Source organism: Kitasatospora sp. NPDC022856 (genome assembly GCF_055561235.1).
In genome coordinates this window covers 227,115-239,590 of sequence record NZ_JBVHHE010000006.1, presented here as the reverse complement: position 1 = coordinate 239,590, position 12,476 = coordinate 227,115, and the positions used below count along the sequence as shown (strand labels likewise).

Genomic DNA, 12,476 nt, shown 5'->3' with positions numbered 1-12,476 from the left:
TGCGCGCCTCCGTCAGCGGGTGGGCGCCGGGGCCGCGTCGAGGGGCGGGGTGGGTGCGGTAGCCGGGCTGGACGTGGTGGCCGGGGCGTCGGCCGGGCTGGACGTGGTGGCCGGGGTGGCCGGGACGTCGGCCGGGCCCGGGGCGTCGGCCGGGACGGCGGCGGCCGACCGGGCCAGGACGGCGGCCCGCTCCGCCCGATCGCTCCGCACCCGGCGCAGCGCGTCCCAGCTCAGCAGCGCCAGCGCGGCCCAGACCAGCGAGAAGCCGGCCCAGCGGGCGGGCGGCATGGACTCGTGGAACACCGTGACACCGATCAGGAACTGGAACAACGGCGCCAGGTACTGCAGCAGCCCGAGCACGGTGAGCGGCACCCGGACCGCCGCCGCGCCGAAGCAGAGCAGCGGGATCGCGGTGATCACCCCGCTGAGCATCAGCAGCCCGGAGTGCCCCCAGCCGAACGACCCCGCCACGGTGTGCCCGAAGGTGCCGCGGCCGACGAGTGCCAGGTAGACCAGGTACCCGAGGGCGAACGGGAACATGAAGGCGCTCTCGGCGGCCAGGCTCTCCAGCCCGCTCAGCCCGACCGTCTTCTTGAGCAGCCCGTACGTCCCGAAGGAGAAGGCCAGGGTCAGCGCGATCCAGGGCAGCCGTCCGTAGCCGACGGTCAGCACCGCCACCGCGAGGGCGCCGATGCCGACGGCAGCCCACTGCGCGGGCCGCAGCCGCTCCTTGAGCACCACCACGCCGAAGGCGATGGTGACCAGCGGGTTGATGAAGTAGCCGAGGCTGGTCTCGACGACGTGACCGGCGTTGACCCCCCAGATGTAGACGCCCCAGTTGACCGAGATCACGGCGGCGGCCCCGCCCAGCATGGCGAGTCGGCGGGGCTGGCGCAGCAGCGGGCGTATCCAGCCCCAGTGCCGCTGGGCGAGCAGCAGTACGACGACGGCGACCAGTGACCAGACCATCCGGTTGGCGAGGATGTCGTCGGCGGCGGCCGGCTCCAGCAGCGGCCAGAACAACGGGAAGAGCCCCCACATCCCGTACGCCGCCAGGCCGTACCAAAGGCCCCGGCCGGCCTCCTGCTGGGTTGTCTCCGCCATCGACGGCCTGCCCTCCGCGCGCACCAATGTCGTGCCGACGGTAGCGGGCGCGGGGGCCGACTGTCATCTCCGTATTCGCATTTTGCTCATGACATGAGACGCCGCCCGACCGACCTGCGGTTTCGCGGTCGGCCCGGGCGGCGCTCCGGTGCGTCAGGCGCCCAGCGCCGTGCGCACGCTCTCCGCCAGCGGGACGGTCGGACGGCCGATCAGCCGGGCCAGGTCACCCGGGGTGCCGGCCAGTTCGCCGCGTGCGATACCGGCGTCCACGTCCACCAGGACGTCGGCGAAACCCTCCGGCAGGCCCGCGCCGACCAGGACCGCGCGGTGCTCGGCCGGGGTCACCTCGCGGTGCTCGACGGGTCGGCCCGAGACTCGCGCCAGCTCGGCGGCCAGCTCCGGCAGGCTCCACGCGACGTCACCGCTGAGCTCGTACACGGTGTCCGCGTGACCACCCTCGTCCCCCTCGCCGAGCAGCACCGCGACCGCCGCGGCGGCGTAGTCCGCACGCGGGGCGGTGGCCACCCGGCCCTGCCCGGCGCTGCCGATCACCACGCCGCGCGCCACCGTGCCGGCGGCGTCGCCCAGGTAGTTCTCGGTGTACCAGCCGTTGCGGAGGAACGAGAAGGGCAGCCCGGACTCCCGGATCGCCGCCTCGGTGGCCTTGTGCTCGTCCGCCAGCCGGAAGGTGGCACGCCGGGCGCACTGGTGTACGCGAGCAGCGCGACGCCGGCGGCGCGCGCCGCCTCGATCACGGCGGTGTGCTGCGGGATGCGGCGGCCGACCTCGCTGCCCGAGATGAGCAGCACCCGGTCGCCGGCCGCGAAGGAGCCCGCCAGGCTCTCCGGACGGTCGTAGTCGGCCACCCGGACGGTCACGCCGCGGGCGGCGAGGTCGGCGGCCTTCTCGGCGGAGCGGACGACCACCGCCACCTCCTCGGCGGGGACCTCGGCCAGCAGGCCCTCGACGACCAGCCGGCCGAGCTGTCCGGTGGCACCGGTGACGACGTACATGTTGCTGCTCCCTGGGTCGGGTCAGGTCGGTTCGGTTCGGGCCGTTGCCCGTTGAACTCTCGGTCGGACGGCCGATTCATCCCGGCCTCGACACTCACCCTAGGAGGGGCACTTACTTCTCGAAAGTACGCACTTCAAAGTAGGGTACTGATATGCAGGTAATGACATGCAGATAATGGCCCAGGGCGCCGCCCCTGCTGCCCCCACCGCTTCCGACGCCGCCACCCCCTCGACGGCCCGGCCGGCCGTGCCGCTCGGCGAGCTGCCGCCGCCGGACGTCTACGACCGCATGTGCCCCTCCCGCGGCGTACTGGAGCACGTCACCAGCCGGTGGGGCGTCCTGGTGCTGGCGGCCCTGGACGAGCGCGGCTACCGGTTCAGCGAGCTGCGCCGGCGGGTGTCCGGGGTGAGCGAGAAGATGCTCGCGCAGACCCTGCAGACCCTGGAGCGCGACGGCTTCGTCCTCCGCGAGGCCCATCCGGTGATCCCGCCACGGGTGGACTACAGCCTCACCCCGCTCGGCCGGGAGGCCGCCCAGTTGGTGGCGGCCCTCGCCCGCTGGTCCGAGCAGCGCGTCCCCGTCGTTCAGGAGGCCCGCGCCGGGTACGACGCCCGCCCGCGCTGAGTCGGGGCGGGCTCGGGGGGCGGGCTCGGGGGTGGGGCCGGCGCGTTTTATGTCGGTCGGTCTACATATGTCGGTCGGTCTACAGAGATGGGCCTCAAGGGGTGTTTCTGTAGACCGGTCTAGCGATTCCGGGCCCGTACAGTGGCGAATATGCAGACCGGTCTACCTAAGGCGTCCAGAATCAACCGACCGGTCTACAGATTCGCCGCCCCGCCGGGTGGCTACCGCTCCGCGATCAGCGCCGCGAACCCGTCCAGCACTCGGGCCAGGCCGAAGGCGTACGCGTGGTCCGCGCTGTACGCGCCGCCGTGCACCTCGCCGGCGGCCGCACCGACACGGGCGGCGACCGGGTACCGCTCGGCGTCGAAGACCCGGGCCAGCAGGTCCGCGTTGGCCGCCCACCACTGCTCGTCGGTCATCGCACTGTCCTGCTGCGCGGCGCGGTCGTCGGCACCCATCCGGGCACAGGTCTGGACGAAACCCAGCAGGTGGGTGAGCGCGGCGTCCAGCTCCACGTCCGGCAGCCCGGTGCCCTCCAGGGCGCACAACTCGTACTCGTACTTGGCCATCAGCCCCGGCCCCAGCGGCGGACGGCTGGTCGAGATGCTCGCCACCCAGGGGTGGGCGCGGTAGAGCGCGCGGTTGTCGTCCGCGACCGCGGCGACCCTGGCCCGCCAGCCCTCGTCGGAGGGGGCGCTGCGCGGCATGGTCGCGTAGACGGTGTCCAGCATCAGGTCGAGCAGCTCGGCCTTGCCGGGGACGTACGTGTAGAGCGCCATCGGTGAGACGCCCAGCTCCTGCGCCACTCGCCGCATCGTCACCGCGTCCACGCCGTCGGCGTCGGCCAGCGCGATCGCCACGGCCGCGATCTCCGCGGGCGACTTCGCCTGCCGGGGACCACGACGGCCCGGCTTCTCCTCGGTCGACACGCCCCAGAGCAGTGCCAGCGTCCGCGCCGGATCCCCCGCACTGCTGCGTTCACTCGCCATGGGGGAATCCTTTCACGCGCCCGCCCGGACAGGGCCCGCCGGGCGCACCGCCGGAGCGCACCGGGAGGAGACAGCGGCGCGTCCGGACTGCGGGGCCGGGCGGGCCCCGGCGGGCACCGTCGGGCAAGCTCTAGGGTCGACCCATGACCGACCGCGCCCCCGAGCCACTCCCCGGCACCGACTCGGCAGAGGTCGTCCGCTCCCGAGTCACCTGCCGCCGCTGCCACCGCCCGCTGCACGACCCGGAATCCCGCATCCTGCGCCTGGGCCCGGAGTGCCGGGACCCGACCGAACGGGTCGCCCGCCACGAGGTCGACCAGGACCCGTTGCCCGGGTTCGGCCCGTCCCGGTGACCGGCCGCATCGGCCGGAACCGCAACACCCGGCTCCGCCTCCTGAGGCGCCGCAGGGGCAATGAGCCGCGGAGCAGGACGTCGGACCGGCCGACTTCCCACTCCGACCCGAGGCCTTCCGGGCCGGCCGTCACCAGCTCGGTGCGCTCCCGTTGCACGTGGCGCCCGGGCAGCCGGCGGCGTAGAGCTGGGTCACGCCGATCGCCAGCAGGTACCGGTGGTCCACGTAGGCCTTCGCCTGAAGTGCCTCGGCGTCCACGCGCCGCCAGTCCTGGTACACGACCCGCTCGGACTCACCGTCCGCGTAGGGCTTCGCGTCCGGCCCGCGCAGGGTTGACGAGTCGTCCCAACTGCCCCTGATCCTGGGCAGACCCTTGCCGTCCGCGACCGCGACGGTCAGGGTGACGGAGTTCTGCCCGGCGCCGCGCGTGTGGTCGACGGCGACCGAGTTCGGCCGGGCCAGCGCCTCGGCCGTCTGTTCGGCCGAGGCGTCGCCGCCCGGGCTGTGCTGGTAGTGCAGCTCCCGCACCAAGTCCCTGCCGCCGCTGCGCGGCTTCCAGCCGACGCCGGCCAGCGCCCGGTCCAGCTCGGCCAGCCGGGGCTCGATCTCACCGTCGAACGCGGCGTACAGCACCGTCGTCCGCCGGCACATCACCCCCGACCACACCGGCTTGCTGCCGAAGCTGCCGGATGCGGCCCGGGCCTCGCACAGGTCGGCGACCGAGCTGTCCAGCGCCTCCGCCCAGGGCGCGGCCGCCCGGACCAGTCCGGTCTGCTCGTCGGCGAACGCCACCGCCCGGTCGCGGGCCGCACGCGTGTCGGCGGCCCGGGCGAGCGCGCTCGCGTCCGGTGCGGGGGGCACGGTGGTGAGGTCGTGCAGTTGCCAGAGGACGACCGCGACGAGGATCACCGCCCCGGCCACGACCACGCCCGACAACGTCAGCAAGACCCGCCGTACCCCGGCCCAGGCCGATCCGCCCCCCGTACTCATGGCCACCACCGTAGCCAGGCGCGCGGGCGGGGCGTCCGGTCGAGATGCCTCCGAGACGCCTCCGCAACGGGCCCGACACCTGCCACGTCCCTCCGTCAGGGCCGGTTCAGCGCCGCGCGGTTCGGCAGCCGGGCGGCCGGGCGCAAGGGGCGCTACCGTACCGGCTCGTCGACAACTCCGAAGCGGTCACGTCACATCCGGGCCGAACCGCGCCGAAGCCGTGGCCCCCGACCCCCGGACCCGCTATCAAGATCTCAGCAGGGCCGCCGCCTGACGGCCCGGAACACGGGGGAACCTCCTATGAACGGCATCCACACCCGCAAGCGCATGTGGACGCTCGTCGGTCTCGCAGCGGTCGGCGCCCTGACCCTCACGGGCGCCGAATACTGGGGCGCGCCCTACAGCCTGGGCAAGGGTGCCATCTTCTGGAAGTAGTGGTGCGAGGTGCGGGCGCCGGGCCGGTCCCACCGGCCCGGCGCCCGCACCTCGCGCTCCGACCCCACCGACTTCACCAACCCCGCCAGCCGCGGCCGCACGCCGACCCCCGAGGTACCGTCCCCTCATGAACGAGCCCCACCGCCCGACGCCCCGCCAGGACCCCGCGGCCCCGCGTGCCGTCCGCTCCGTTCGGGCCCGGTACGCCCGGAACTACCCGCTGCGGGTCGCCGTACTGTTCGCGGGGGTCGCCCGTGACGGGCTCCTCGCCGCCTTCAGGGCCTTCGCCAAGTCGTCCCGCCGCTCCGACCCGGGCGCCTCCGACTCCTGAAGCCCCACCGCACCCCCGCCCCCCGACCCCCGGCCCCCGGCCCCACTCGGGGTCAGCCCTCGGCCGGCACTGCGACGGGCAGCAGGCCGCGCTCCCCGAAGACCTTCTTGGCGACGAACGTCGCGTTGAGGGCGCGGGGCATCCCGCAGTAGACGGCCGAGTGCAGCAGCGCCTCGACGATCTCCTCCCGACCGAGCCCGACGTTGAGGGCCGCGTTGATGTGCACCTCCAGCTGGGGCTCGCAGCCGCCGAGCGCGGTGAGCATGCCGAGGGTCACCAGCTGCCGGTCGCGCGGCGCCAGGCCCGGGCGGTCGTAGATGTCGCCGAAGGCCCAGGCGACGACCTGGTGGCCGAGTTCCGGCGAGACGTCCGCCAGCGCCTCGATGACCTTCTGGCCGCTCTCGCCGTCGATCCGGGCCAGGACGCCCATGCCGTGGTCGAAGCGCTCCTGCCGGACAGCCGCGGTGGAGGCGGCGATGGTGGAGGCGGTGGCGATGGCGTTCGTCATGGGTGATCCGTTTCTGCCGTCGGGACGGCTGCAATCAGGGACGGGCGATCGGGCTTCCGGCCCCGGGAGGAGTCCTCCCCGGCCGACATGACGACGGTATGAGTTGGAGTTCACTCCAACACAAGCCCCGATCCCGCGCGCTCCCCGCCCACTCCCCCTCGCAGACCCCTGGCTCAATTCTCCGTACTATGTATAGTGTACTGCGTACGGGATAACCGCCGACGAAAGGGCACTCCTCCATGCAGATCACCGGCGCCGCCGTCTCACTCACCGTCGAGGACGTCACCGCCTCCGCCGCCTTCCTCCAGCAGCACTTCGGGTTCGCCGAGCAGATGGCTGCCGACGGGTTCGCCTCGCTCGGGCGCCCGGACTCCGGGATGAACGTCGTCTACCTGCGCCGCGGCCTCGACGTGCTGCCCGAGGGCTTCCGGGACCAGCACGCCGCCGGGCTGATCCTGGCGTTCACCGTGGCGGACGTGGCGGCCGAGGAGGCCCGCCTGCGGGCCGCCGGCGTGGAGATCACCATGCCGCTGCGCGACGAGCCGTGGGGCGAGCGGCTGTTCCAGGTCACCGACCCGAACGGGGTGGTCATCCAACTGGTCGAGTGGGTCCAGCAGTAGGAGCCCGGCGACGGGAACCGGACGTCCGCGACGACACCCCGGCCGACGGCCGGGCGACGGGCGCCGGGTCACCCTGGAGCCCGATCCAGTAGCGGCGAACGGCACCGAACTTGGTGTCCTGGACGCTTTCGAGAACACCTCCCCGGCCCTCGATCGTCCGGACCGAGGCGATGTTGTCCACCGCGCAGGCGACCAGGACGCGGTCCAGGCCGACCGTGCGGGCTTCGTCGAGCATCCGGCCCAACGCCCACGCCGCCAGTCCGCGGCGGCGGGCGGAGGGCCGGATGCCGTAGCCGATGTGGCCGAAGTACGGGACGAAGCCGTGCACTCCGTACCGCAGGACGATGCCGCCCAGGACCCGGCCGTCCTCCACGATCCAGCGGTAGCGGAAGGCCAGCGCCCCGGCCTCGGCCGGGTGCGACGGCGCCTCCTCGGCGGCCAGCCGGGAGATCCAGGCGGCGAAGCCGGCCGGGGAGTCGACCTCGTCGCCCGGCGTGAGCCCGAAGCCGTCCTCATGGCTCCCCGGGCCCCATTCCTTGTGCGCCTCAAGCCAGTTGGCGTGCAGACGGGTGGTCGGTGCGATCAGTTCGGCCATACCCGGACGATACCCAGCCGCACCGGACCACGGACCGGCCGACCTCCCCCCGACCGACCTCCCCCCGACCGACCGGACGCTCACGAACCCGGGTGCTCACGGGCGGCGGACGCTCACACCGCCGAGCAGGCCCCAGGCCCCCACGTGCACGGTCGGACCGCCGAGTTCGGTACGGCCGTCGTCGCGGACGCCGCCGAGGCACAGACCGCTGACCACGACGCGCACGTTCGGGCGGACCCTCAGCCTCACCCCGCCGATCAGGCTCAGCTTGGTGATCCGGAGCTCGGCGCCGTCGGGGATCTCCACATCCGTCAGGTCGATGTCCGCACCGCCGATCAGCGAGGCGGTCACGGTGCGGCGGTGGACCTCCCGGCCCGCCAGCCGGGTGCCACCGATGATGCTCACGTGGACGTCGGTCCTGGTGTCAACGAGCTTCGTGTTCGTCATGGCAAGAACGGTAGGACCGGGCGGGCGTCGGCCCGCAGTGCCCAGGGGCAGCTCTTCGGGATGACACCTGTCATATCGACCCGACGGTGGCCCCCGGCGGGAGGGATCGCTCCCGCCGGGGCGCCGCCGTCCGCCCGGCGGCGGTCAGTCGACCGTCCAGGTGTCGCTGCCGGCCAGCAGACCGGCCAGGTCGCCGGTGCCGCGCTGCGCCACGGCGGTGGTCAGCTGGGCGGCCATCAGCTCGTCGTAGACCGGCCGGCGGACGCTGCGCAGGACACCGATCGGGGTGTGGTGCAGGGTGTCGGCGTCGGCGATCCGGGAGAGCGCGAACGCCGCCGCGGAGCCTGCGGCGTGGGCGTCGTGGACCACCACCGAGGCCTCGTTGTCGGCCGTGACGGTGTCGACGTACAGCTCGCCGTCGGCGTCCCGGAAGACGCCCTGCGCCCCGTCGGCGCCGAAGCGGATCGGCTGGCCGTGCTCCAGGCGGATCAGGGCCTCGTCCCGGGTGCCGGACTCCTTCAGGATCTCGAAGGCGCCGTCGTTGAAGATGTTGCAGTTCTGGTAGATCTCCACCAGCGCGGTGCCCTCGTGCTCCGCCGCCGCCCGCAGCACGGACTGGAGGTGCTGGCGGTCGGAGTCGATGGTCCGGGCGACGAAGGTGGCCTCCGCGCCGATGGCCAGCGAGAGCGGGTTGAAGGGCGCGTCCAGTGAGCCCATCGGCGTGGACTTGGTGATCTTGCCGACCTCGCTGGTCGGCGAGTACTGGCCCTTGGTGAGGCCGTAGATCCGGTTGTTGAACAAGAGGATCTTCAGATTGACGTTCCGCCGTAGCGCGTGGATCAGATGGTTGCCGCCGATCGAGAGGGCGTCGCCGTCACCCGTCACCACCCAGACGCTCAGGTCCTGCCGGGAGGAGGCCAGCCCGGTGGCGATGGCCGGTGCGCGCCCGTGGATCGAGTGCACCCCATAGGTATTCATGTAGTACGGGAAACGGGAGGAGCACCCGATGCCGGAGACGAAGACGGTGTTCTCCCGCTTGATCCCCAGCTCCGGCATGAAGGCCTGCACCGCCGCCAGGATCGCGTAGTCCCCGCAGCCGGGACACCAACGGACCTCCTGGTCGGTCTTGAACTCCTTGGCGGTCTGCGGCCCTTCGGCCTTCGGAACCAGCTTCAAGGAGGGGAACTTCTCGCTCATCGGTTGTCCTCCTCGTTCGCCGAAGCAGCACCCGAAGCAGCACCCGAAGCAGCAGCCGAAGCGGCACCCGAAGCGGCACCCGAGGCAGCACCCGCCTCGTCCAGGCTGCCGATCGCCGCCCACAGCACGTCCGCCAACTGGGCCGCCTTGAACGGCAGTCCACGCACCTGGTTGTAGGACTGCGCGTCCACCAGGTACTTGGCCCGCAGCAGCAGCGCCAGCTGCCCGAGGTTCATCTCGGGAACGATGACCTTGTCGTAACTCTTCAGCACCGCACCGAGATTGGCCGGAAACGGATTGAGGTTGCGCAGGTGCGCCTGGGCGACCTGCCCCCCGTCGGCCCGGACCCGGCGGACGGCGGCGGTGATCGGCCCGTACGTCGACCCCCAGCCGAGGACCAGGACCCGTGCCTCGCCGCCGGGGTCGTCGACCTCCAGCGCCGGCACCGCGATGCCGTCCACCTTCGCCTGGCGGGTGCGGACCATGAAGTCGTGGTTGGCGGGGTCGTAGGAGATGTTCCCCGTGCCGTCCTGCTTCTCGATCCCGCCGATCCGGTGCTCCAGGCCCGGCGTGCCGGGCACCGCCCAGGGGCGGGCCAGCGTCTGCGGGTCACGTTGGTAGGGCCAGAACGCGCCGTCCTCGCGGTTCGGGCCGGTCGCGAAGTCCGGGGTGATCTCGGGCAGTTCGCCGACCTCGGGGATCCGCCAGGGTTCGGACCCGTTGGCCAGGTAGCCGTCCGACAGCAGGAACACCGGGGTGCGGTAGGTGACGGCGATCCGGGCCGCCTCCAGGGCCGCGTCGAAGCACTCGGCCGGGGTCGCCGGGGCGACGATCGGCACCGGCGCCTCGCCGTTGCGGCCGAACATCGCCTGCAGCAGGTCCGCCTGCTCGGTCTTGGTCGGCAGGCCGGTGGACGGACCGCCGCGCTGGATGTCGACCACCAGCAGGGGCAGTTCGAGCGAGACGGCCAGGCCGATGGTCTCGCTCTTCAGGGCGACGCCCGGGCCGGAGGTGGTGGTCACGCCCAGCGCGCCGCCGAACGAGGCACCGAGCGCCGCGCCGATGCCGGCGATCTCGTCCTCCGCCTGGAAGGTCCGCACGTCGAAGTTCTTGTGTCTGCTCAGCTCGTGCAGGATGTCCGAGGCCGGGGTGATCGGGTACGAGCCGAGGTAGAGCGGCAGCCCGGAGCGCTCGGAGGCGGCGATCAGTCCGTACGACAGGGCCAGGTTGCCGGAGATGTTGCGGTAGCGGCCCGGTGGCAGCTTGGCCGGCGGCACCTCGTACGAGACGGCGAAGGACTCCGTGGTCTCCCCGAAGTTCCAGCCCGCCCGGAAGGCGCTGATGTTGGCCTCGGCGATGAGCGGCTTCCTGGCGAACTTGGTACGCAGGAAGGACTCGGTGCCGTGGGTGGGCCGGTGGTACATCCAGGAGAGCAGGCCCAGCGCGAACATGTTCTTGGCGCGCTCGGCGTCCTTGCGGGTCAGCCCGCTGTCCTTGAGCGCCTCCAGGGTCAGCGTGGTCAGCGGCACCTTGTGCAGGTGGTAGGCCTCCAGCGAGCCGTCCCCCAGCGGGTCGGCCGGGTAGCCGACCTTGGCCAGGGCGCGCTTGGTGAACTCGTCGGTGTTGACGATGATCTCCGCGCCGCGCGGCAGGTCCGGCACGTTGGCCTTCAGGGCGGCCGGGTTCATCGCCACCAGGACGTTGGGCGCGTCCCCCGGGGTCAGGATGTCGTGGTCGGCGAAGTGGAGCTGGAAGGACGAGACCCCCGGGAGCGTGCCGGCGGGGGCCCGGATCTCGGCCGGGAAGTTGGGCAGGGTGGAGAGGTCGTTGCCGAAGGACGCCGTCTCCGAGGTGAAGCGGTCACCGGTGAGCTGCATGCCGTCGCCGGAGTCCCCGGCGAAGCGGATGATCACCCGGTCCAATCTGCGGATCGGCTTGGCTCGCCTGGGCTGCGGACCGGCCGGCACGGCGGGGCCGGAGCGGCCCTCACCGGGCCCGGAACGGCCCTCGTCGCCGTCCGGACCGTCCACCGCTTCCGACTGATCGACCTGACTGGTCACTGCCGCGGACCTCCTCGTGGGCACCAGCCGCGGGCGTGAGCCGTGTGCCCCGTCCGCCTGGTGCACCTCTCGCATCCTATGCGGGTAAGGATTGCCTTGGACGGAACTACCCGATGCGGCGGGAAATCACCGCCGGATGTCACGGCAACACGGTAGGTGACCGGCCGGACACCGGCGGGAACGCCCCTGCTCGGGCGCCCGGACGGGTTCCGTGCGCCCCGCCCCCGCGTGTCGCGGACAGGGACGCGAACGCGGGCCGGAGGCCGTCCGGCGGGCCGGAGACCGCCCGCGCCCCGCCGTCACCTCCGCCGTCGGCCCGCGGGCGGCCCCGCTACGAGTTCAGGTAGGTGAGCACAGCGAGCACCCGCCGGTGGTCCTCGGAGCTCTGGGCCAGGCCCAGCTTGAGGAAGATGTTGCTGACGTGCTTCTCCACCGCGCCGTCCGAGACCACCAGCTGCTTGGCCACCGCCGCGTTGGTCCGGCCCTCCGCCATCAGCCCGAGCACCTCGCGCTCGCGCGGGGTCAGCCCGGCCAGGACGTCGCCCTTGCGGCTGCGGCTGAGCAGCTGCTGGACGACCTCGGGGTCCAGCGCGGTGCCGCCCCCGGCCACCCGCACCACGGCGTCGACGAACTCGCGGACCTCGGCCACCCGGTCCTTCAGCAGGTACCCGACGCCCCGGGTGGAGCCGGCCAGCAGCTCGGAGGCGTAGCGCTCCTCGACGTACTGCGACAGCACCAGGACACCCACCTCGGGGTAGAGGCCGCGCAGCGTGACGCAGGCGCGCACCCCCTCGTCGGTGTGGGTCGGGGGCATCCGGACGTCGGCGACCACCACATCGGGCAGGGCGCCGGCGCCGGCCAGGTCGTGGACGGCCTTCAGCAGCGCCTCGCCGTCGCCGACCCCCGCCACGACCTCCAGACCGCGGTCGGTCAGCAGCCTGGTCAGGCCCTCCCGAAGCAGGACGGAGTCCTCGGCGATGACGACGCGAAGCATGGTGGCCTTCCGGTTGGCGGCGCTGCTGACGGTGCGGACGGTGCTGACGAGGTCAGTCTTCCCTATCCGCGGACGCCCCGGTCCGCCGGGCGGAGAATCCCGCCGGCCGCGGTCGCCGACCGCCGGGCGGGTGCGCCCGGCCGGTCGGAGCAGGGCCCGGACGGCCGGTCACAGGCGGCGGACGGCCGGTCACCTCCGGTGCACGACCGGGCACA

13 protein-coding genes and 2 pseudogenes are annotated in these 12,476 nt (G+C 72.8%); 5 read left to right on the top strand and 10 right to left on the bottom strand.

Translation table 11 applies throughout. The features are described 5' to 3' along the window. Positions 1-12: 12 nt before the first annotated feature. The gene (gene rarD / locus ACZ34W_RS10040) at positions 13-1,104 is read right to left on the bottom strand and encodes an EamA family transporter RarD (protein WP_465603014.1); all 1,092 of its coding nucleotides are present in this window, start codon (positions 1,102-1,104) and stop codon (positions 13-15) included. Between the two features lie 153 nt (positions 1,105-1,257). Beyond that, positions 1,258-2,117 (bottom strand): annotated as a pseudogene (locus ACZ34W_RS10035) (SDR family oxidoreductase). A gap of 289 nt (positions 2,118-2,406) precedes the next feature. On the opposite strand from ACZ34W_RS10035, the gene ACZ34W_RS10030 reads away from it, so the two are divergent. After that, positions 2,407-2,742 carry a winged helix-turn-helix transcriptional regulator gene (locus ACZ34W_RS10030; RefSeq protein WP_329492216.1) on the top strand — a complete coding sequence of 112 codons (336 nt, stop codon included), beginning with the start codon at positions 2,407-2,409 and terminating at the stop codon, positions 2,740-2,742. Between the two features lie 221 nt (positions 2,743-2,963). Here ACZ34W_RS10030 and ACZ34W_RS10025 read toward each other — a convergent pair whose 3' ends face one another. Continuing rightward, a complete protein-coding gene (locus tag ACZ34W_RS10025; RefSeq protein WP_329489257.1) occupies positions 2,964-3,731 on the bottom strand; it encodes a TetR/AcrR family transcriptional regulator in 768 nt (255 codons plus the stop codon). Between the two features lie 143 nt (positions 3,732-3,874). On the opposite strand from ACZ34W_RS10025, the gene ACZ34W_RS10020 reads away from it, so the two are divergent. Then, positions 3,875-4,084 (top strand): DUF6011 domain-containing protein, encoded by a 210-nt coding sequence (locus ACZ34W_RS10020; protein ID WP_329489256.1) that lies wholly within the window; start codon positions 3,875-3,877, stop codon positions 4,082-4,084. A 129-nt stretch (positions 4,085-4,213) separates the two neighbouring features. Here ACZ34W_RS10020 and ACZ34W_RS10015 read toward each other — a convergent pair whose 3' ends face one another. Further along, positions 4,214-5,074 carry a hypothetical protein gene (locus ACZ34W_RS10015; RefSeq protein WP_465603012.1) on the bottom strand — a complete coding sequence of 287 codons (861 nt, stop codon included), beginning with the start codon at positions 5,072-5,074 and terminating at the stop codon, positions 4,214-4,216. Between the two features lie 300 nt (positions 5,075-5,374). Between ACZ34W_RS10015 and ACZ34W_RS10010 the strand changes: the two genes are divergently transcribed. Next, positions 5,375-5,509, top strand: coding sequence for a hypothetical protein (locus tag ACZ34W_RS10010; protein WP_465603010.1), 135 nt, complete (start codon positions 5,375-5,377; stop codon positions 5,507-5,509). 127 nt (positions 5,510-5,636) lie between these two features. After that, positions 5,637-5,840 carry a hypothetical protein gene (locus ACZ34W_RS10005; protein WP_465603008.1) on the top strand — a complete coding sequence of 68 codons (204 nt, stop codon included), beginning with the start codon at positions 5,637-5,639 and terminating at the stop codon, positions 5,838-5,840. A 52-nt stretch (positions 5,841-5,892) separates the two neighbouring features. On the opposite strand, the gene ACZ34W_RS10000 is transcribed toward ACZ34W_RS10005, so the two are convergent. Then, a complete protein-coding gene (locus ACZ34W_RS10000) occupies positions 5,893-6,348 on the bottom strand; it encodes a carboxymuconolactone decarboxylase family protein (RefSeq protein ID WP_465603006.1) in 456 nt (151 codons plus the stop codon). Between the two features lie 239 nt (positions 6,349-6,587). On the opposite strand from ACZ34W_RS10000, the gene ACZ34W_RS09995 reads away from it, so the two are divergent. Then, positions 6,588-6,968, top strand: coding sequence for a VOC family protein (locus ACZ34W_RS09995; RefSeq protein ID WP_329489252.1), 381 nt, complete (start codon positions 6,588-6,590; stop codon positions 6,966-6,968). Here ACZ34W_RS09995 and ACZ34W_RS09990 read toward each other — a convergent pair. The 5 genes and pseudogenes from ACZ34W_RS09990 to ACZ34W_RS09970 all read right to left on the bottom strand — a co-directional run bounded on the left by ACZ34W_RS09990 (position 6,937) and on the right by ACZ34W_RS09970 (position 12,261). Then, positions 6,937-7,563, bottom strand: a complete 627-nt coding sequence (locus ACZ34W_RS09990; RefSeq protein WP_465603003.1) for a GNAT family N-acetyltransferase — start codon at positions 7,561-7,563, stop codon at positions 6,937-6,939. The genes ACZ34W_RS09995 and ACZ34W_RS09990 overlap by 32 nt on opposite strands. 96 nt (positions 7,564-7,659) lie before the next feature. Continuing rightward, the gene (locus ACZ34W_RS09985) at positions 7,660-8,010 is read right to left on the bottom strand and encodes a hypothetical protein (RefSeq protein WP_465603001.1); all 351 of its coding nucleotides are present in this window, start codon (positions 8,008-8,010) and stop codon (positions 7,660-7,662) included. Positions 8,011-8,154: 144 nt separating this feature from the next. Then, a complete protein-coding gene (locus ACZ34W_RS09980) occupies positions 8,155-9,207 on the bottom strand; it encodes a 2-oxoacid:ferredoxin oxidoreductase subunit beta (protein ID WP_329489249.1) in 1,053 nt (350 codons plus the stop codon). Between the two features lie 110 nt (positions 9,208-9,317). Then, positions 9,318-11,342: pseudogene (locus ACZ34W_RS09975) on the bottom strand (2-oxoacid:acceptor oxidoreductase subunit alpha); the annotation flags it as partial. Between the two features lie 256 nt (positions 11,343-11,598). Continuing rightward, the gene (locus ACZ34W_RS09970; RefSeq protein WP_329489248.1) at positions 11,599-12,261 is read right to left on the bottom strand and encodes a response regulator transcription factor; all 663 of its coding nucleotides are present in this window, start codon (positions 12,259-12,261) and stop codon (positions 11,599-11,601) included. Between the last annotated feature and the right edge of the window lie 215 nt (positions 12,262-12,476).